Annotated in this window: 18 protein-coding genes; 8 read left to right on the top strand and 10 right to left on the bottom strand. The window is 37.7% G+C overall.

Annotation, left to right across the window (positions count from 1 at the left end):
• The first annotated feature begins 54 nt into the window (after window positions 1-54).
• The 4 genes from IW22_RS17125 (at window position 55) to IW22_RS17110 (ending at window position 2,925) form a co-directional block, all read left to right on the top strand.
• Window positions 55-750, top strand: a complete 696-nt coding sequence (locus tag IW22_RS17125) for an alpha/beta hydrolase (protein WP_034728802.1) — start codon at window positions 55-57, stop codon at window positions 748-750.
• A 171-nt stretch (window positions 751-921) separates the two neighbouring features.
• On the top strand, window positions 922-2,097 hold the full coding sequence (locus IW22_RS17120; RefSeq protein ID WP_034728801.1) for a thioredoxin family protein: 1,176 nt from the start codon (window positions 922-924) through the stop codon (window positions 2,095-2,097).
• Window positions 2,097-2,714, top strand: coding sequence for a DUF3575 domain-containing protein (locus IW22_RS17115; RefSeq protein ID WP_034728800.1), 618 nt, complete (start codon window positions 2,097-2,099; stop codon window positions 2,712-2,714). The genes IW22_RS17120 and IW22_RS17115 overlap by 1 nt, the downstream gene beginning before the upstream one ends.
• Window positions 2,715-2,718: 4 nt before the next feature.
• Complete coding sequence (locus IW22_RS17110) at window positions 2,719-2,925, top strand: hypothetical protein (protein WP_034728799.1); 207 nt, start codon at window positions 2,719-2,721, stop codon at window positions 2,923-2,925.
• Between the two features lie 102 nt (window positions 2,926-3,027).
• Here IW22_RS17110 and IW22_RS17105 read toward each other — a convergent pair whose 3' ends face one another.
• The gene (locus IW22_RS17105; RefSeq protein WP_034729123.1) at window positions 3,028-4,224 is read right to left on the bottom strand and encodes an exo-beta-N-acetylmuramidase NamZ domain-containing protein; all 1,197 of its coding nucleotides are present in this window, start codon (window positions 4,222-4,224) and stop codon (window positions 3,028-3,030) included.
• A gap of 4 nt (window positions 4,225-4,228) precedes the next feature.
• Here IW22_RS17105 and IW22_RS17100 point away from each other — a divergent pair, with 4 nt between their 5' ends.
• Entirely contained in the window at window positions 4,229-5,458 is a 1,230-nt protein-coding gene (locus IW22_RS17100; protein ID WP_034728798.1) for an ABC transporter permease, read from the top strand.
• A 234-nt stretch (window positions 5,459-5,692) separates the two neighbouring features.
• Window positions 5,693-6,676 (top strand): PLP-dependent cysteine synthase family protein, encoded by a 984-nt coding sequence (locus tag IW22_RS17095; protein ID WP_034728797.1) that lies wholly within the window; start codon window positions 5,693-5,695, stop codon window positions 6,674-6,676.
• 64 nt (window positions 6,677-6,740) lie between these two features.
• On the opposite strand, the gene IW22_RS17090 is transcribed toward IW22_RS17095, so the two are convergent.
• The 4 genes from IW22_RS17090 to IW22_RS17075 all read right to left on the bottom strand — a co-directional run bounded on the left by IW22_RS17090 (window position 6,741) and on the right by IW22_RS17075 (window position 9,990).
• The gene (locus IW22_RS17090; RefSeq protein ID WP_034728795.1) at window positions 6,741-7,268 is read right to left on the bottom strand and encodes a hypothetical protein; all 528 of its coding nucleotides are present in this window, start codon (window positions 7,266-7,268) and stop codon (window positions 6,741-6,743) included.
• A gap of 44 nt (window positions 7,269-7,312) precedes the next feature.
• Complete coding sequence (locus tag IW22_RS17085) at window positions 7,313-7,615, bottom strand: chaperone modulator CbpM (protein WP_034728793.1); 303 nt, start codon at window positions 7,613-7,615, stop codon at window positions 7,313-7,315.
• 3 nt (window positions 7,616-7,618) lie between these two features.
• Window positions 7,619-8,536, bottom strand: coding sequence for a DnaJ C-terminal domain-containing protein (locus IW22_RS17080; RefSeq protein WP_034728791.1), 918 nt, complete (start codon window positions 8,534-8,536; stop codon window positions 7,619-7,621).
• A 98-nt stretch (window positions 8,537-8,634) separates the two neighbouring features.
• Window positions 8,635-9,990 (bottom strand): S8 family serine peptidase, encoded by a 1,356-nt coding sequence (locus tag IW22_RS17075; RefSeq protein ID WP_051891278.1) that lies wholly within the window; start codon window positions 9,988-9,990, stop codon window positions 8,635-8,637.
• 301 nt (window positions 9,991-10,291) lie between these two features.
• Between IW22_RS17075 and IW22_RS17070 the strand changes: the two genes are divergently transcribed.
• A complete protein-coding gene (locus IW22_RS17070; protein WP_034728789.1) occupies window positions 10,292-11,491 on the top strand; it encodes a dicarboxylate/amino acid:cation symporter in 1,200 nt (399 codons plus the stop codon).
• Between the two features lie 165 nt (window positions 11,492-11,656).
• Here IW22_RS17070 and IW22_RS17065 read toward each other — a convergent pair whose 3' ends face one another.
• The 3 genes from IW22_RS17065 to IW22_RS17055 form a co-directional block, all read right to left on the bottom strand.
• Complete coding sequence (locus IW22_RS17065) at window positions 11,657-12,040, bottom strand: DUF779 domain-containing protein (protein ID WP_034728787.1); 384 nt, start codon at window positions 12,038-12,040, stop codon at window positions 11,657-11,659.
• 339 nt (window positions 12,041-12,379) lie between these two features.
• Window positions 12,380-13,414, bottom strand: a complete 1,035-nt coding sequence (adhP, locus tag IW22_RS17060; protein ID WP_034728785.1) for an alcohol dehydrogenase AdhP — start codon at window positions 13,412-13,414, stop codon at window positions 12,380-12,382.
• A gap of 606 nt (window positions 13,415-14,020) precedes the next feature.
• Window positions 14,021-15,550, bottom strand: a complete 1,530-nt coding sequence (locus tag IW22_RS17055) for an aldehyde dehydrogenase family protein (RefSeq protein ID WP_034728783.1) — start codon at window positions 15,548-15,550, stop codon at window positions 14,021-14,023.
• Between the two features lie 178 nt (window positions 15,551-15,728).
• Between IW22_RS17055 and IW22_RS17050 the strand changes: the two genes are divergently transcribed.
• The gene (locus tag IW22_RS17050) at window positions 15,729-16,661 is read left to right on the top strand and encodes an AraC family transcriptional regulator (RefSeq protein WP_034728781.1); all 933 of its coding nucleotides are present in this window, start codon (window positions 15,729-15,731) and stop codon (window positions 16,659-16,661) included.
• A 95-nt stretch (window positions 16,662-16,756) separates the two neighbouring features.
• Here IW22_RS17050 and IW22_RS17045 read toward each other — a convergent pair whose 3' ends face one another.
• Together IW22_RS17045 and IW22_RS17040 are read right to left on the bottom strand one after the other, a co-directional pair.
• A complete protein-coding gene (locus IW22_RS17045) occupies window positions 16,757-18,193 on the bottom strand; it encodes a RagB/SusD family nutrient uptake outer membrane protein (RefSeq protein ID WP_034728778.1) in 1,437 nt (478 codons plus the stop codon).
• An 18-nt stretch (window positions 18,194-18,211) separates the two neighbouring features.
• Complete coding sequence (locus IW22_RS17040) at window positions 18,212-21,076, bottom strand: SusC/RagA family TonB-linked outer membrane protein (protein WP_034728776.1); 2,865 nt, start codon at window positions 21,074-21,076, stop codon at window positions 18,212-18,214.
• Window positions 21,077-21,243 lie beyond the last annotated feature (167 nt).

Raw genomic sequence — 21,243 nt, 5'->3', positions numbered from 1 at the left:
TTTTTTAGAAAGTATACTCCTAAATTTGTGATACAAAATGTAAAGAATAAAAATATGGAAAACAAAAATGTAACAATTATTTTAGTTCACGGAGCCTGGGGAGACGGATCTCACTGGAGACACGTTATTGAAAATCTTCACAGCGAAGGCTACAAAGTACGCAGTGTTCAGAATCCATTGACTTCTATGGATGAAGACATTCAGAAAACAAAAGATCTGATTGACTTACAGGAAGGAAAAGTACTTTTGGTAGGACATTCTTACGGAGGTGCAGTAATTTCCGGGGCCGGAAATCATGATAAGGTAGTAGGATTGGTTTATATTGCTGCCTTTGCACCAGATAAAGGAGAAAGCTTAGGAAGTATTTTCGGACGTAGAGAACAGCCTGCCGGAGGAGCGAATATCGTTCCGGATGAAAAAGGATTTTTATGGATTAAGTATGACAAATTCCATGAAAGCTTTGCTCAGGATCTGAACCCTGAAGATTCAGTGGTGATGTCTTTATCTCAAAAACCTATTCACGGAAGCATTTTCGCTGCTGAAGCCGGAGAACCTGCATGGAAAACAAAACCAAGCTGGTATCAGGTTTCTGATAATGACAGAATGATCCCACCTGCTACGGAAAAGGAAATGGCAGAAAGAATGAATGCTAAGAAAATCATCCATCTCGACGCCAGCCACGCTTCATTGGCCACACATCCAAAGGAAATCACAGAACTGATCAAGGAAGCGGTGGAAGCTGTTTCTTAATGAGCTATTGATTTTAAAAGTATAAAAAACAGTAAACAGGTTTCGGCCTGTTTATTTTATTTTAAGGAAATCCCGGCAGTCTTAAAATTCGTTAATATAGAGCCTTCCGGCATAAAATCATCGTCTATAATTTGGAAAATAACTATCTTCGCCTACAAATCTAATTTGAAAATGAAGAAGATCATCTCCGGGGTATTTGTTTTCTGCTCGGCCGTTATCATGGCTCAGGAAGCTATACAGTTTCAGGAATTACCGTTCAAAGACGTCATCGCAAAGGCAAAAAAAGAAAAGAAACTTGTTTTCGTGGATGCCTATACCACATGGTGTGGACCGTGCAAAATGATGGAAAAGAACGTATTTACTAAAAAATCTGTCGGAGATTATTTCAATGCCAACTTTGTGAATGCCCGATTCGATATGGAGAAAGGCGAAGGAAGAGAAATAGCAGCCAAATATGGAGTGCGCTCCTATCCTACTTACCTTTTCCTGAATGGTGAAGGTGAACTGGTTTCCCAAAATACCGGATATATGGAGGAAAGTATGTTTGTCGCTATGGCTCAGGACATCAATTCGCCAGGGAATTCAAAAGGTTCTTTAAAAGAGCGTTTTGCCAAAGGAGAAAAAGATCCGGAATTCCTTACCAATATTATGAGACTGAATTCTTCTTCAGATTATGATTTTGCTAAAAAAGCTTCCGAGCGGTATTTTGAAAACAAAAAGAAGACAGAAGAAATTTCGAAAGATGAAATAGGCCTTCTATTATTCTTTGTAAAATCTACTGAAGACAAAAACTACAGCACATTTACATCCAGAAAAGCTGACATCATCAAATATCTGCCTGAAGAAACCTATAACGAATTTGACAATCAACTTAAGCTATCAAAAATCGTAGAGCAATCTATTGATGATAAAAACAAGAGAATCAACGAGGAGTATTTCATGAAAACGGCCGAGCCATTAGTAGGAAAACAACTCGCTCAATCTAAACTAAACCAGACGAAACTCAGTTACTACGAGCAAAATGCCAATTTTCCTGAATTTGAAAAAGCGGCGTTAGAGTATTACAACAATTCCGATGCATTTGAGCCTAATGAACTGCTTAGAGCAGCATGGGTATTCGGTGATCACATCAAAAATCCAGCATCATTAAAGAAAGCCGCGGAATGGGCTGAAAAATCTGTGATGCGAGGCGAAACACCGGAAAACACGTATATTCTTGCAAAGCTATATTTCCTGACCGGGAAGAAGGAAATGGCCCAAAACTATGCTGAAATGTCCAGAAATATGGCAGCTCAGACTGGAAAAGATTCCAAACTCGCAGAAGAATTACTGAAACAAATAAAATAATGCTGAAACACAAATTTCTTACTACCTCTATCGCGCTCCTTGCTGTAGGAACCCTTACGGCTCAGGAACAGGAAAAAAGTCTGTACATTAAAGGAAATGCACTTTTAGCTCCAATAGGAGTGATCAACGTGGGTGTTGAAAAACAATTAACATCAAAAATTACCCTGCAGGGTGATGTTCTGGTTTCTCCATGGAAATCTTTTGCCGGACATGAAATGCAGTACTACTCACTGTCTGCTGAAGGAAGGTATTATTTTAATCAGGCATTCAAAGGTTTCTACCTTGGGGCCAATATAGCAGTTGCTGCTTTCAATGCTCAAAAATGGAGTTATTGGTCTGACAGCCCAACCACTGATGAGTTTGGCAGAACTTTTATCACATCTAACCTATACCAAAAAGGGTATTCCTATATATTAGGTATTACTGCAGGGTATCAATTCAGACTGTCTGACCGTCTGAACATGGACATTTATGGATCCATAGGTTCTTCACAGGATTTCTATAAAGGCTACGACCGTGTATCAGGAGACCGCTATGATGTCGCTAAAAAATATAATAAAAGCGGGGAAATCATCCCATACAGAGGAGGTATTATGATCTCTTATAAACTAAAATAACATCATGAAACTGTTCGGAAAAAATCATATTATCATTTCAGTGATCACTTTTATAATTCTTTTTTTAATGAATTATATTGGAAATGATCTGCCTGATAAGCTTGAAAGAGCTTTGATGACAGCTTTTGCCGGAGTTATAGGATTATCCCTGGGGCTTTTCATTCTTAATAAAGGCAAGAACGATAAGAACCCTCCGCAGAATTTCGACTGATAAAAAGTGAAGTGTGAATTGTGAATTTGGCTTCGCCAGTGAATTTTTGAAATATAGATTCACCATTGACTGGCGAAGCCAAATTCACAATTGACTTTTTAATTAGTCCTGATACATAACGTACTTTGTACGAATCTTTTCAAATTTTTCCAGGCCGTTTTTCCATGAAGCTTTAATTTCCTGGATAGATTTTCCGGCTATAATCTGTTTTCTGAACTCATCGGTTCCGGCCAGTTTATCAAAGAACAGGTTTTCAAGGAAGAATCCCTGTTGCGGATTTTTATAGCTTTTATAAGATTTAATCAACCAATCAAGATTCAGTTCTCTCAGGTCTTTCGAGTAGGCTGAAAGATTTTCACCGTAGCACAATTTCCCGTTCAGGAAAGGATCTTTTGCTCCAAAATTAGGTTTTGGTGTAAACTGGTAAGGTAATCCCTGTGTCCATGGAGATCCGTAGATCTGAAAGGGAAGATTGGTTCCTCTTCCTACTGAAACCTGAGTCCCCTCAAAGAAACATAAGCTTGGATATAAATTGATTGATTTATCGTTCGGTAGATTCGGGGAAGGTTTATCCAAGATCGGATAACGCTGTTTTTTGTGGTAATTTTTCATAGGAATCAGCGTATATTTTGCCTGAACTCCATTTTTCAGCCACTTTTCGCCATTCACCATTTTCCCGTACTCTCCTATCGTTAGTCCATAGACTACAGGAACTTCATGCATTCCCACAAAACTTGACCATTTCTTATTTAAAACCGGCCCGTCTGTGTAGCCATCATGCGGATTCGGGCGATCCAGCACCATTATTTCTACATTATTTTCAGCTCCGGCCTCCATTAAATAAGCTAAGGTTGAAATATAAGTATAGAACCTCACCCCTACATCCTGAATATCAAAAACGACAATATCAATTCCTTTTAACTGTTCGGGTTTTGGTTTTTTATTGTTTCCGTATAGAGAAATAATCGGGATTCCTGTTTTGGTATCTACTCCGTTTTTCACTTTCTCACCGGCATCTGCATCTCCTCTGAAGCCATGTTCAGGAGCGAATATCGCTTTGATTTTAATATTGTTTTTAACTAAAAAATCTACGACATGATTTTTATCACTCATCAACCCGGTTTGGTTGGTTACGACACCTATCGTTTTATTTTTCAACAGAGGCAGATAAAGTTCAGATTGATCTGCTCCGGTTTTAAAATCCGGTTTTACTTGAACCTGAGAATAATATTGGTTGAATACTCCTAAAAAAATTAGGCAAATCAGAAGTAAATTTTTAATTTTGAAATCTAAATTCATAAGCTTGAAATTTCCTTTATATTTCTCTAGAAAAATAGCGTTTTCCAAAGATAACAAAAATAACCTTTCAAGAGTGATCATCTTCATCGGCAGGCTTTCTGTAGCTTTGGGGATCATTGTTTCTCTGATTACTGTATCTACGGGCTTCGGTTCGAAGAAAGCCATCAAAGAGAGACTGGCAGATTTCAGCGGACACATTACGATACGATCTACAAGATCAAATTCTTCGTACAATACTTCCGTTCTCGACAATCAGGGATTGAATATTCAAAAGATTAAAGAACTTCCTGATGTGGAAAGTGTTCAGCGGTATGCTACGGTAACCGGAATCATGCGTAATGAGCACAATTTTTCGGGGATTATATTTAAAGGAATCGGAAAAGATTTCGACAGCCTCAGATTCAAAAAATTTCTTGTAGCCGGAACCACTCCAAAAGTAACGGAAAAAGGATATAACAATGATGTAACCATCTCACAGAAGATTGCTAATGACCTTCACCTTAAAGTAAACGACAGCATTGTTACCGTATTTTCAAAAGCTGATCAGAAACCGATCTACCGTAAATTCAGAATTATCGGGATCTATAAAACGGATATCAAGATGATTGATGAACAGTTCGTCATCGGCGGAATCAATCATGTGAGAAAAATTCAGGAAATGAAACCTGATGAAATAGGGGGTATCGATATATTCTTTAAAAACGTCAATGATATCGACAAAGATTTTCCGGACATTGAAAAACTGATCGGCTATAAAAATTACGCCGAAAAAGCAACAGATAAATTTCCGCAAATCAACGACTGGATCAGTATTTTCGATACCAATATCGCCTTGATTATCATTATCATGCTAATTGTTGTGGTGATCAATATCATCATGGTTCTTCTGATTCTGATCATTGAAAGAACCAATTCTATCGGTCTTTTAAAGACTTTGGGAGCAAGCAATTCACAGATCAGAGCGACTTTCATCAACTATACTCTGATCATTATGATTCCGGGACTTCTGTACGGAAACGCTATTGGTCTTGGCCTTATTTTACTTCAGAAATTCTTCGGTATTATTAAACTTAATCCCGAAAACTATTATGTAAGCACGGTTCCGGTAGATTTAAATCCGATAGCTATCATTTCTATTTCAGTAGGAATTCTTATTATTTCGGGGCTGGCCCTGATTATTCCGAGCTACCTGATCAGTAAGATTTCTCCGGTGAAAGCGATTAAGTATAACTAGCAATGGCTAATTGTCAATGGTCAATTGTGAATAGTCAATGATGAATGACAGTAATTAATTTTATTGTCGTGAAAAAATTCACTATTGACTTTTCACCATTCACAATGCTATTTAAAAGGCCTTTCGTTAATAAAATTCACCAGTAACCGTTGTCCATTGACTTTATAAATCATAATCTTTAATTTACGCAGCTAAATTTTAAAGCATTATCTTTGCACCGCTTATAAAACATTTATGAAATACGCAAAAAATATTCTTGAAACGATAGGGAATACACCTCTTGTAAAACTTAACAAAGTATTAGGAGAAGACTTTCCTGCATTAGTTTTAGCAAAAGTAGAAACATTCAATCCAGGGAATTCCGTAAAGGACAGAATGGCTCTTAAAATGATAGAAGATGCCGAAAAAGACGGCAGATTAAAGCCAGGAGGGACCATTATTGAGGGAACTTCAGGAAATACAGGAATGGGACTGGCACTTGCAGCCATCATCAAAGGCTACAAATGTATCTTTGTAACCAATTCCAAGCAGTCTAAGGAGAAATGTGACATCCTTCGTGCTGTAGGTGCGGAAGTTATTGTCTGCCCTACCGATGTGAAGCCTACAGATCCGCGTTCTTATTACTCAGTGTCTAAAAGACTGGCTAAAGAAACAGAAAACGGATGGTATGTGAACCAATATGACAACTTATCCAACAGAACAGCTCACTACGAATCTACAGCTCCTGAAATCTGGGAACAAACGGAAGGAAAGCTTACCCATTTTGTGGCAGGTGCCGGAACGGGAGGTACTGTGACCGGTTGCGGAACATTCTTTAAGGAGAAAAATCCAAATATTAAAGTAATAGGTGTTGATACCTACGGTTCTATCCTGAAGGAATTCCATGAGACGGGTGAACTTCACTATGATCATGCTTATACCTACATTACAGAAGGAATCGGGGAAGATATTATTCCTGAGAACTATGATATGTCTGTTATTGATCATTTCGAAAAAGTAACGGATAAAGACGGTGCTGTTTATGCAAGAAAACTGGCTAAGGAAGAAGGGATTTTCTGTGGATATTCTGCGGGAAGCGCAATTGCTTCGCTCATCCAGATGAAAGATCAGTTTACGAAAGATGATGTGATCGTAGTCCTTTTCCATGACCACGGATCAAGATATGTAGGAAAAGTCTACAATGATGAGTGGATGAAGGAAATGGGTTGGTTAGATTAATCAAAGACAGGAAGTAAATCCTTTTTATATCAATAGAAAATCAGAGCAGTTGCTCTGATTTTTTTTATGGTTTGATATTTCTCTTTGCTATCTGTTTGAGCGTATCATAATCTGCTTTGCTCATGGATTTCTTTGGGAACATATAATTGAACTTTCCTTCTAATGAAATAAATTCATCGTTGGCATCAAAATACTTAAAATCTTCCCATTTACTTAATTCCTCCTGATGATTGAGATTCACGTTAAAAATCTCATCATTAAATCTGATCTCATACATTTCAGAATCCTCCAGAGACTTTAAATATCTGTTCACTTCTTTTTTCCAGCGGGAAACTTTATTGATGCTCAAAGAAAGATACACTGTACACAGCAGAAATAAAAAGCTGACAAAATATAGGATTCCAAATTTTTCTTTGCTTAAATCATCTTTAAAAAAGAATAAAATCAATAGAATTAATCCTACAACTATCGTGGTAACGGTTTTTCCTTTGGTCGTCTGTGAAAAAAATAAACTTCCCTGATTGCCGCTGAAATAAATTTCTTCAAAATCCTTTCTGTTTACATGTAATTTAATGACTTTCTCTCCATTCATTTTTTAGAAATATTTAGTTTGTTTTAAAGATGTACAAAACTAAATTAAATATCTTCATATTGGTCATTTATTGCAGAAAGTTTATTCATCAGATCACGGTTTCTGCGTTTTAAATCTTCCATTTTGCGGAGCATATCACTAATAACTTCCAACCCCGGAAGATTGATTTCCAGATCGTAATGCCAGTTGGTAAATCTTTCGAAAACGGGTAGATCTTCATATAACAAATACCGGACTTCATTCTCTGTTTCTATATTCAGTAAACCAATATCCACCAGTTCATCAAAAAAAGTGATCTCTATATTGTATATTTTTACGAGTTCTTCTCGCGATATTCTTTCACTCATGGCTTAGGAATTTTTAAGTTGTTCAAAAAGTTCTTTCTGCTTGTCCGTAAGATCTGTCGGCAGTTTCACCTCGTAGGTCACGAAAAGATCTCCGGACTGGCCTTCTTTTTTATACACCGGGAAACCTTTTCCTTTCAGTCTTACCATTGTTCCGTTTTGCGTTTCAGGTTTTACTTTAAGGTTGACACTTCCGTCCAGTGTATTCACTTTTACGTCACCTCCCAAAAGAGCAGTATACAGATCAATGGATACTTTTGTTTTCAGATCATCCCCGACTCTTTCAAAATTGGGATCTACCGGAATATTGAATGTGATGTAGAGATCTCCATTTGGGCCTCCATTAAATCCGGGACTTCCGTGACCTTTCAGTTTGATCTGCTGACCATCGTACACACCTGCAGGAATCGTAATTCTTACCTTCTTACCATTGATCTCAAAAGTCTGCGGATGAGTCTGTGCAGCATCTTTTAAATTTAAATTCAGTTCAGCATTCACGTCCTGTCCTTTGAATTTCCCGGAAGAACTTCCTCTTGAGCTTTTCCCAAAGCCACCACCTGCTCCGCCAAACATACTCTGGAAAAAATCTGAAAAATCTTCACCTTCGCCGAAGTCAGCACCGGAAAACCCTCCGCCACCGCCATAGTTCTGCTGCTGGTATTGCCATTGCTGCTGTTGTGCTTTTTCATATTCTTCGCCATGTTTCCAGTTTTCACCGTACTTGTCGTACTTAGCCCGATTTTCGGGATTGCTGAGGACTTCATTCGCTTCATTCAGTTCCTTGAATTTCTTTTCGGATTCTTTATCGTCCGGATTGAGATCAGGATGTAATTTTCTTGCCAGCTTTCGGTAAGCTTTTTTGATATCATCCTGAGTTGCGCTTTTATCTACGCCTAAAGTTTTATAGTAATCTATATAAGCCATAGAAATGAGGTTTACTCAAATTTATGAAATTTATCTCTGAAAATCAAAAGGCTATCTCAAAAATGAGATAGCCCGTTATATAATAAATCTGTAAGGAATTATCTGTGAATAATCTTGTCATTTGTACCGTCATTATCATAACGGTTGTCCGCAGATGAATAACTATTTGTAGCTCCATAGTTACCGGTATAATATTTACCATACGTTCCATTAGTTAAAAAGCCATAACTGTATTGCCAATAAGCGGCTTTCACAGTACCATCCGGTGTTGGGTTTCCTAATAACAGGACTCCCGCTGCATGAGGTGACGCCATGGACGTTCCACTGACTGTATTATATCCGCCATTTGGCCATGTTGATTTTACATTGTATCCCGGAGCAGCATAATCTACACAGGTACCATAATTAGAAAAATAGGCCCAAAAGTCTCCGGGCGCTATTGCAGAAATTGTGTAAATATTAGCATGATTAACAGCGGCAGGTGAATATAAATTTGCATTATCATAAGAATTTCCTGCAGCTACCGCTACCTTAATCCCTTTTTGAGCCACTTTTAAAAGAGCATTGTCTGTGGCTGTATGCCTGTAAGGTGCTTTTGGACCTAAGCTCATATTAACTACATCATTTACTGAAGCATTAGCATATACATAGTCCAAAGCAGAAACAGACCATGAAAAGTCTCCCTCCCCGTTATTATTCAGAACTTTCAATGCAACCACTTTGGCTCCTGCAGCAACACCAACAACTCCTATATCATTATTAATTGCCGCAATAGTTCCTGCAACATGGGTTCCGTGTCCGTTTCCGTCATCAGGATTATTATCTCCTGCAAAAGAAATACTTCTCTGCGTATCTACATTAAGATCAGGGTGATCCAGATCAATTCCCGTATCAATTACCCAGGCGGTTTTTCCGGCACCATTTCCAGCACCTCCTATTCTGGTGATTCCCCAAGGAGTTTCCTGTCCGGTAACAGCTTTAGAAGCAACTGTTTCTTCTATCGGCTTACCTAATGTGATCAAATAATCCTGATCAATGCTTTGTACTCTACTGTCTTTTTTAAGAAGCTCCACATCAGCATCCGTAAGATTTTTAGCAACAAAACCCTCCAGGGCGTAGCCAAAAACATTGGATATTTTCTGATTGTCAATGCCCAGTTTCAAACCTTCTGCATTACTTCTCAACTTGCTTAACAGTACGCTGTTGTTTCTCTCATAGCTTTCTTTATCACCGCCTGTACTTTTGGCAACTCCAAGGCCGTTTGCATTTAGAACACCGTCTTTTAAGACAACGATGTACTGTCCCTGAATGGGCTTCGAAGAATCGGAAGAAACTGAACTTTTTAATGCAGCTGTTTCATTCTCTTCTTTTAAATCACTTGTTCTATCCGTATTACAACTTGTAGCGAACAGGGCAATGATCATCAGTAACGAAATTTTGTTTTTGTTTTTCATAATGTGTATTTGTTTTAAATTAAACAGGAGCCAAAGTATTAAAAATAATTCAAATAAAACAAATTAATTTTACCAAATAAACAACAAAACAAACTAAAGGTTATTAATAAAATAATAAAATAGATAATTAAAAATTAAAATAATATTACAAAACACATCAATTCATAATAAAATTTCACCAGAACAGGAATAATACTTTGATTTCATACTTATTACTTTTAACCTCAAAAAATCTGATATCGGTGCATTCATTATTTATTTTACACTAAAAAAATAACTTATCTTTGATAAAAAGCGTTGAATGAAAGAGGTACTGAACAACTACTCAGGAATTATACTTTTACTATTAGGAATTGTTGCGGGAAGCATTATAGGTATTACTGCTCCGGATATTGTGGATTATATCAAGCCACTGGGTGATATCTTCCTGAACCTTCTTTTTGTGAGTGTAGTACCACTGGTGTTTTTTGCCGTTTCCAATTCTATTGCTTCCCTGGAACAGCAGTCTAAGTTTGGAAAAATCATTCTGGTGATGTCCTTCACTTTTCTGTTCTTTATTTTAACGGCGGCAGTTTTTACAATTTGTGCCGTTTATGTATTTCCTGTTTCAGGAGTTTCAGGCAGTTCGGAACTAATTTCTGAAGCTGCCAGTGAAGACAGCTGGGGGAACAGGATTGTCAGTTTCTTTACTGTTGGAGAATTTACGCAGCTTTTTTCAAGGCAAAATATGCTGGCTCTATTAATTTTCGCTTTCATGACTGGGTTTGCAGCGCGAAAGTCAGGAGAAAAAGGTCAGCCGTTCAGACTTTTTATCGCTTCAGGATATGAGGTGATGAAGGAACTTCTTCTATTGATTATGAAGCTTGCTCCTATTGGTCTTGGAGCTTATTTTGCTTATCAGGTAGCTACACTGGGGCCACAACTTTTTGGATTTTATGCTAGACCATTAGGTCTTTATTATATCGCAGGAATCGTTTATTTCTTTGTCTTCTTTTCACTGTACGCTTTTATGGCAGACGGGCAAAAGGGAATCAAAAGTTTCTGGACGAATGCAGTATACCCTACTCTAACTGCCCTGAGCACCTGCAGCAGCTTTGCCACAATGCCAGCTAATCTTCAGGCCGCCTCTAAAATCGGCATTCCGAATTCTATAGCGAACCTGGTAATCCCTATCGGAACCACGCTGCATAAGAATGGCTCTTCCATGTCATCCATTATCAAGATATATGTTGCTTTTCTGATTATTGGAAAAGATTTTTTTGATCCGGCCAATTTATTGCTTGCTTTAGGAATCACAGTGTTTGTAAGCATTGTAGCCGGCGGAATTCCAAACGGTGGATATATTGGGGAAATGCTGATGATTTCGGTATATAAATTACCACAGGAAGCAATTCCTGCTGTGATGATCATTGGAACATTGGTAGATCCTTTAGCAACTGTTTTGAATGCTGTAGGAGATATTGTGGCAGCGATGTTTGTGAATCGATTTGTCAAGGTGTGATGGGAAAAGAATAAAGAACCAAGAATCAAGATAGAAAAATCAGACGTCAGACATTACAAAAAAGGGTAAGAGTCATTTTTTACCCGATTGTTTTTCAATGTTATGTTTGATTTCACTATGGTTTTCACAAGCTATCCTATCAAAGAATATCGGCCTTTGCCCATTTTACTCACTGCGCTTTACAGGTTCCAGATTTTCATATTCTTCTTTGGTGAAGAGTCTGTAATTAACTTTGAATGTTTTTCCCAAAGGGGTTTCGAGAGAAAATCCTCCCGGCCCGAAGCCGTCTGTAACGTCCAATGTGAAATGAGAATATTTCCAGTATTCGAATAAATCGCGGTCTATCCAGAATTCATGGCCGTTGATGGTTCCAATCATGGCATCATTCATCCGGGGAAAAAATCCGCCTTTCTCAAAGCATTGCGGCTGGGTCCCTTCACAGCATCCGCCTGCCTGGTAAAACATCAGTGCACCGTATTTATCTTCCAGCTGATAAATGACATCAAGTGCTTTTTCTGTTGCTGATAATCTGGATATAGTGGTTTCCATTTTTTTTTCTTTTAATTAAACGGGTTTGTTTGTATTAAGGTACGAAGATTTGATTAACGGTTCTTCCGTATATTTTTTTTTTTGCAAGGGCGCTATTTTTTTCTTCAATCTGTTTTTAAGGCGCAAAGATTTTTATCTCCGATAAAAATTGTATACTGCTGTCATGCTGAAAAATGCAGTTGATGAAACTCATCAGATTTGTATTCTTGCAGATTACACAAATGACGCAGATTTTTCCTTGCCATCAAATATTTAGACAGTAAATATTTTCATATACACTGTCATATCAGGAATAAAAAAGTCCGGCAGATCATTTTGCCGGACACATTAATCCATTATTTAATTTGAGCCGGCAATATCGAGAACGATTCTGCCGTCTATCTGTCCTTTCTTCATTTTATCAAAAACATCATTGATATCTTCCAGTTTTGCAGAGGTTACCGTTGCTTTTACAAGGCCTTCGTTGGCGAAATCCAGCGCTTCCTGAAGATCTTTCCTTGTTCCGACAATAGATCCTCTCACGGTTATTCTCTTTAATACGGTTTCGAAGATTGGCAGTTCAAAAGAACCGGGAGGAAGTCCGTTGAGGGCAATGGTTCCTTTTCTTCTCAACACATCTATTCCCTGTTTGAAAGCAATCGGGGAAACGGCTGTAATGAGTGCACCGTGCATTCCTCCGACTTCTTTATGTAAATACTGTCCGGGATCTGTAGTTTTTGCATTCACTACAAGGTCTGCTCCTAATTTTTTTGCAAGTTCTAGTTTATCATCCGCGACATCAATAGCTGCCACATGCATTCCCATCGCTTTGGCATACTGAACCGCCACATGTCCCAATCCTCCTATTCCAGAGATGGCGACCCATTCCCCGGGTTTTGTTTCGGTTTCTTTCAACCCTTTATAAACGGTTACTCCTGCGCATAAAATAGGTGCAATTTCCAAAAAGTTGACATCAGATTTTAGATGCCCTACATACCTGGAATCTGCAATAACGTATTCTGCAAATCCTCCATCTACACTGTAGCCACCATTTTTCTGAGCTTCACACAATGTTTCCCAACCGGTAATACAGTAGTCACAGCATCCGCAGGCACTGTACAGCCACGGAACTCCTACAGCATCACCTTCTTTCACCTGTGCTTCCGGTCCGCAGGCCACTACGATTCCTACGCCTTCATGTCCGGGAATCAGGGGCATTTTGGGTTTTGCCGGCCAGTCGCCATCTACAGCATGTAAATCCGTATGGCATACTCCACAGGCGATTACCTTGACCAATACTTCATATCTTCCGGGTACTTTTACCGGAACTTCTTCTATTTTGAGTGGTTGCCCGTAGCCCTGAACTACAGCGGCTTTCATTGTTTTTGGAATCATATTTTTTGAGTTTAGTTGGTTATTTGGAGTTAATTGTCAATCGTGAATTGTGAATTTTACTAGCGGTCCATCATTCACTATTGACTTGCGAAGCAAAATTGACCATTCACATCATTTTCTTGTGAAAGGTGAATCGTCAATTGTGAATCCTACTACCAGCCGATCATTGACTATTGACTTGCGAAGCAAAATTGACCATTCACATCATTTTCTTGTGAATGGTGAATCGTCAATTGTGAATCCTACTACCAGCCGATCATTGACTATTGACTTGCGAAGCAAAATTGACCATCCATATCATTTTCTTGTGAATGGTGAATCGTCAATTGTGAATCCTACTACCAGCCGATCATTGACTATTGACTTGCGAAGCAAAATTGACCATTCACATTAAAAGTTCCTCCCTTACCAGCAACAGAATTCCTGCTTACCCGAAATACTTCAGATAAGGACATCTATTTTTCCGCGTGAGGGATAGGAAGGGCGGCGAGGAACGAGCCGGTGCGGAATGAAATGGAGCACCGAAACGAAGTGAAGCCCTGGAATAGCCCGACCGTTTTGCCCCGGCTCTGCCGGGGCAAACGGGCACGCCCTAATATTTAAAAATTAAAAGAAACCTAATTTGTTCTTGTTGTAAGAGATCAGCATGTTTTTAGTCTGACGGTAGTGGTCAAGCATCATTTTGTGATTCTCTCTACCGATTCCCGACTGCTTATACCCTCCGAAAGGTGCTCCCGCAGGATACGAGTGGTACTGATTCACCCAAACTCTTCCCGCCTGAATGTGACGCGGAACATTGTACAACTGGTGTGCATCCCTTGTCCAAACCCCTGCACCAAGTCCGTAGATAGTATCATTGGCAATTTTTACAGCTTCTTCTTCGTCTTTGAAAGTGGTAAATGCCAATACAGGTCCGAAGATCTCCTCCTGGAAGATTCTCATTCTGTTATTCCCTTTGAAAATAGTCGGCTGGATATAGAATCCGTCTTCAAGATCTTCTCCTACATTGTTTACTTCTCCGCCTACAAGAACCTCAGCGCCTTCTTCTTTTCCAAGCTGGATGTAGGAAAGGATTTTATCTTTCTGGATCTGAGAAGCCTGAGCACCCATCATCACGGTTTTATCCAATGGATTTCCTACTTTGATGGCTTTTACTCTTTCGATTACTTTTTCAATAAATGCATCTGCAATATCTTCCTGAACCAACAGTCTTGAAGGACACGTACAGATTTCCCCCTGATTAAGAGCAAAAAGCACAGCTCCTTCAATGGCTTTATCGAGGAATGCATCATCTGCATCCATTACTGAACTGAAGAAAACATTTGGAGATTTCCCCCCTAACTCAAGGGTTACCGGGATAATATTTTCTGTGGCATACTGCATCACAAGACGTCCAGTAGCTGTAGAACCCGTGAATGCAGCTTTTGATACTTTAGGATTGGTTACCAAAGCTCTTCCCAGTTCTGCTCCGAAACCGTTAACGATATTAATAACTCCCGCAGGTAATAAATCTCCAATGATTTCCATTAAAACCATAATGGAAACCGGAGTACTTTCTGCCGGTTTTAGCACTACGCAATTTCCTGCTGCCAAAGCCGGAGCTAATTTCCACACGGCCATCAAGATCGGGAAATTCCAAGGGATGATCTGTGCGATTACACCCAGCGGTTCGTGAACAATCAGGGAAACGGTATCTTTATCAAGTTCGTTATGTGAACCTTCTTCTGCGCGTACCACGGAAGCAAAATATCTGAAATGGTCTACCGCAAGCGGTAAATCCGCTGCTAAAGTTTCTCTGACAGCTTTTCCGTTGTCGATGGTTTCAACGATGGCAAGGTGTTCAAGATTTTGCTCGATCCGGTCTGCTATTTTATTCAGGATGATACTTCTTTCTGTAGAAGAGGTGTTTTTCCAGGTTTGGAATGCTTTGTCCGCAGCATTGACAGCCAGTTCCAGGTCTTCTTTGGATGAATGGGCTACCTGAGTGAAGTTTTTCCCGTTAACCGGTGAAACTACATTGAAATACTGTCCGTTAACCGGAGGTGTGAATTTTCCGTCAATGTAATTATCATATTTGTTTTTGAATTCAGGCCACTGAAATGCGGTCTCTGATTTTGGTTCTGTAATTGTGCTCATATTAGTAATTTTAATTTTTTCGTAAAGCCAAGTTACATTTACAGATGAAAAAGCAATAGCACAATCGTATAAAAAAACATCACAATAGTGCAGATGTTCAATTTTATAATTTTATTAACAACAGTGTAGGCCTAAAATTTATATATTTGAGTGATTGGGTTTTACAAAATGTTTAGAAATGAATAACAATAATAAATTTTTATTAAATACTCCTGAATTGAAGAAGGAGAGCCAGTTATTGAACCTTGTTGAAAACCAGACAAAATTCAATCTAAACAACTGTGAATTCAGTATATACGAAACGCATAAAGCAGCTTTCGGTGTCAAACTTCACTTTGAAAACATTGCTTTCACGGCCATGCTGAGAGGCAAAAAACACATGAAGCTGGACAATAAAACGGGTTATTTTGATTATTTTCCGGGAGAAAGTGTTCTGGTAGCACCCGGTGAAACCATGGTCATCGATTTTCCTGAAGCAGATGAAGCCCCAACCCAATGTATTTCTTTAAGTCTTAATCCTGATTTTATAGAGGATTCTCTTAATTATTTAAATTACAGCCTTCCTAAAGTAGACGAAACTTCACAATGGAACATCCAACTGGATGAATTTTTTCTCTTTAATAATGAATCTTTAACTTCCGCTACCAACAATATCATGAGAATTGCTATGGATGATAATTCCCAAAAGGATATCATGGCAGATTTCGCTTTAAAAGAACTTCTGATCAGACTAATGCAGACTCAAGCCAGAAGTATGGTAGAAAAAAATATCGCTAAAAATAAATCCAGAATAGGTTTTGCCGTAGATTACATCAGAAAAAACCTTCATCAAAAGCTGTCCATCGACAGTATGGCCAAACTGGCTTACGTCAGCAAGTCCAATTTTTTTAAAATGTTCAAAGACGAATTGGGCACTTCCCCAAATGATTTTATCCTGCAGGAAAGAATCAACCGGGCAAAGGAATTGCTCGCGGGTCAGAACAGTATTAAGGAAACTGCCTATCAAACGGGTTTTTCGGACACGAATTATTTTACGAGGGTGTTTAAGCAGCTGGTGGGTGTGACACCGAAGAGTTATCAGATGAAGGTTGTGTTTTCTAAGGAGTATTAAGAAGCTTAGTTTTATTTCTGAATTTTAAACTCTTTGTTTGAGTATAACAAAAAGCCCTGAAAAATAGGGCTTTGGTTTTAATATTTATTTGTAATCTAATATCCTGGAAATTGTTGAATACTTAAATTTGTATTTAATTCAGCTTGTGGCAAAGGGAAAGCCTTAAACTGAACTTTAGCTGATGTTAGCTCAACTTGGGTTTGAGGATTTTTAAAAGCAATTCCATTTCTTTTCAAGTCATTATATCTAAAGCCTTCTAAAAACATTTCAAGATTTTTCTGCATCAGAATTTCTTTCAAAAGATCTGTTCCAGTACCTGCATAAATATATCCCACATCTCTATAAGTTTTAACCCAGGTATTAAGTTTCGCAAGAGCGTCTACAGGATTGGTATAATATAAAGCTTCCAGCTGATTAAAAATGGCTTCGGTTTTTCTTAATACCACAATATCTCTATCTGTGGTAGTATATTTCATAACATCTATAGGTTTAGGATTATCATTCAAGGTAAGAACATATCCTGTATTTCTGTACCATGTTCCTTTTCTAACATCAGCAGCTCCTAATTTATTAAAAAACGTTTGGGTTGCAAAATTCTGCTTATAACGTCCTGTAGATGACCAAGTGGCCGTAACACCATCATTGTCACCCGGCAAGTCTAAGGAATTATAATCAATCTGGAAAATTGTTTCAGTATTCGTTTCTCCTGCTGCACCAAAGAAAGCAGCTACACCTGAAGAAGGCAATAAAGTATATGCAGAGTTATCAAGGACCTTCTGAGCATATGTGTTTGCCTGAGGATAGTTTTTAACTGCAAGATAATATCTTGAAAACAATAAGTCTATTGCAGCCGCATTAAGTTTCTTATTACCATTTGTTGTACCCACCAACGCAACAGCTTTTGTTAAATCTGCAAAGATCTGATCATAAACCTGTTTTACACTTGATCTAGGTAAATTTGTACCTGGTTTAAAATCTAATGGAACAGGAACTCCAACTTCTGGATTAGAACCATTAAAATTATCACTGAACAAAGATACCAATGTTGAATAAGCCATTGCCCGTACAGCATAAGCCTGACCAAATAGATTAGCTGGTGTTCCTGCTGTAGTTTCATCATCAGGTATTTTACCATCATAACTAAGAACAAAATTAGCATTTGCAATAATCTTATAAAGGGTTCTCCATACGGTAGCTATATCACCACTATTTCTAGTATAAAATGTAAGATTAGAATCTCTTGTTGCTGAAAATCTATTTGAATTTACTATAGCTACAAATGCATTATCTCCAAGCAGTTCCTGTAAAGTGGGCAGCAAAGCTCCATAAGAATTAATTGATCCATCAGCATTGGTCTGATAGTATCCATACAAACCATTAACAGCCGTATTTAATACCTTCTCATTAGTAATTGCCTGATCAAGGGGCAGTGTAATAGGAGGTAACTCATCAGAAAAATCATTTTTACATGAACTAACAACTACTCCTGCCAATAATATTAATAAAACTTTTATTTTTTTTATTTTTTTCATTTTTTTTAACTTTAAATATTAGAAATCAACCTGTACGCCAAAAATAAACTGTCTCATATTTGGTTGCGTCATATCATAAACTCCTAAATTAGATACCGTGTAATTAAAGGCATTTGAGTTTGCTTCAGGATCAAAACGAAGGTTTTTATCAAATGCATAAGTATACAAGTTAACTCCCCTTACATAAGCATAAATACCTCTAATCCCTTTTACATTAAGCATTGATTCTTTAAATGTGTATCCTAATTCTACATTTCTCAATCTAATATTATCTCCTTTATAAAGATATCTTGTAGAGTTAGCATTAGAGTTTCTGTTTCCGTTATACATTTGTTTCGGTCTTAAAGCACCAGTATTAGTAGGAGTCCAAGAGTCATAAAGAGCTTGATTCGTTGTGTTTACTGTAGGATATGCCCCATCAGATTCATACACAAATCCCCATCTGTCCCATACAGAGTAATCTCCTTGGTAGGTTAACATAAATGAGAATTTAAATCCTTTATAAGTAAAGTCATTCATTAGGCTGGCAATATGGGTAGGTAAAGCTTTTTGACCTGTAAAGGCTAGATTAGCTTTATTTACATCATTAGTTATAGCAGTTCTTGTATCATCCGTGTACCATAGAGGATCCCCATTAGATGGATCTACTCCTGCCCATAATCTTGTGTAATATTCACTAGGATTGTGACCTGGGAAGAATGCCTTTAATCCATCAATGGTAGTAGGTGTAGGATCTCCTTTTATAAATGTAATTTTAGAATCATTGTAAGAATAGTTTGCCTTCACATCCCAAGTGAATGATTCATTGCTCATTCTATATCCTAACAATGCTTCAAAACCATTAGATTTTACTTCTGCTTGGTTTTTAATAATAGAACTAAATCCTGTAGAGGGAGAAATAGGCACATCATAAACCTGATCAGAATTGATATTAGAATAAACATCAAAAGTTCCATAAAGGCTACCTTTTTGACCTAATGAAAAGTCTAATCCGATATTTCTTTTATTGGATTTTTCCCAAACTAAACCATCTGGAGCACCCGGGGTCTGGATAAGCCCTGCGTTCGTTTGAAGATAATTACCCGCTAAAGAGTATTGTGGATATTTTTCATAAGGACCTGCTGCCTGATTACCATTCTCTCCGTAGCTTGCTCTTACTTTCAATGAGTTGACATAAGAAGGTAAGAAGTTCATTCTTCCTAAATCAAAACTTGCTCCAACACCAAAGAAATTACCTGCTTTTGTATATCCTGAATAATCATCTCTTCTAGCAGAACCTGTAATGGTTGCAAATTTATTAAATGTATAGGATGCTCTTGCAATATATCCTACAAGTGTCCATGCATCTGTTCTTCCAGTTGCTGCTGTAACATTAGCCGCAGCATCAGCATATCGAATTCTTGTCCCAGCAGGGAAGCCTCTCTTAGTAAGCGTATTATACTCTAATGTTCTTCTTGTAGATTCCATACCAACAGAAACTGAAACATCATGCTTTCCAGCAAATGTTTTATTAAAGTTCAAGAAGTTATACCAGTTCCAAGTAAAGAAATTTCTTATACTCTTGAAATAAGATCCGTTACCATTTGTATTTGCAGGCGCATAACCATCTCCAAAATCAGGATTCCAATATGTGAATTCGTTTCCAGAAGTATTATCAATACCAAAGTTTGAATTAAATGTTAAATAAGGTAAAATCTTATAGTCAACATTTAATGATGTAAGTACTTTATCAAAAGTCCCTTTAGTTATATTTGTTCCCGTTAAAGCTAAAGGGTTAAATTGTGGATTCAAGTAAACTAAACCTAGGTTATATGTACCATCACTTAGATAAGGGGTTTGTGTAGGTGAAAGCAAAGTTCCTGAAAAAATAGGATTTGAAAATGATGATGCATCAGATGGCCCCGCCTGCACACTTCTTGATAAATTCATTCCTAAACTAATATTTAATTTATCTGTTGCTCTCCAGTTAGCTTTGATTGCTCCAGTATACCTGTCAAAGACTGCATCATCTGATAATCCTTCTTGTTTTAAATATCCTAATGAAGCATACAAGGAAAGATCTTTAAAACCACCTGAGTAACTTAAATTATATCTGTTCATAATAGGAGAGTTTCTCCTGGTTAATTTTCTCCAATTTGTATCAGTATTACCATCCCACTTCAATACATTCACCCTTGCATCATCAATCGCTTCCTGTACGTCTACATATCCGCCTGGAGATGTTGCTGGATATCTATTGTAAAGAGCTTGTCCGAGATAGTTTACATGTTCCTGAGCATTTAACATTTTCATTTTATCAAAAGCAACATCTGATGTTCCTATTTCACTAACAAACTGCAAATTAGATTTACCTTTTTTTCCTGTTTTCGTTGTAATAACAATTACACCATTAGCTCCTCTGGAACCATAAATTGCTGTTGCAACACCATCTTTCAAAACCTGTACATCTTCGATATCGGCCGGGTTTATCAGTGACAAAGCATTTTGAGTTGTCAAAGCACCAGAAATATCGCCAGACTGAACCGGTACACCATCTACAATATATAGAGGATCATTACCCGAAGTAAGAGAAGATATACCTCTAATCAACGTGATAGTAGATGCACCAGGTTGTCCAGAACTTGCACTAGACATTAATCCCGCTACAGTTCCTTGCAAAATGTTATCAATAGAAATAGCGGACGGTTTATCTAAAACATTTCCTGATACTTTAACAAGAGCCCCTGACGATTGTTCCGGAGTAATTTTTATTCCATAAGACCCGGTCAATACCACCTCATCAATCTCTCCCCGAATGGTGTCATTTTTCGCTTTCTGCGCCGAGACAGCATGTCCTATAAAGAACAAAACTCCCGCACTTAACACACGTAATTTTACATTCATGTTTTTAATTTTAGCATTTAGATAGCAAATATGTTAATAAAGCTTAACAATGTCAAAATTTAAAATATTGGAATACAGTCAGATACAGCGTATTAATTTAATTGAAAGACTATAAAAAACAGATTATAAAAAATCATTCATATAGAAAAAATAAAAAATAATCTAAG

The organism is Chryseobacterium sp. JM1 (genome assembly GCF_000737715.1).
Classification (GTDB): domain Bacteria; phylum Bacteroidota; class Bacteroidia; order Flavobacteriales; family Weeksellaceae; genus Chryseobacterium.
This window is presented reverse-complemented; position numbering and strand designations above follow the sequence as displayed.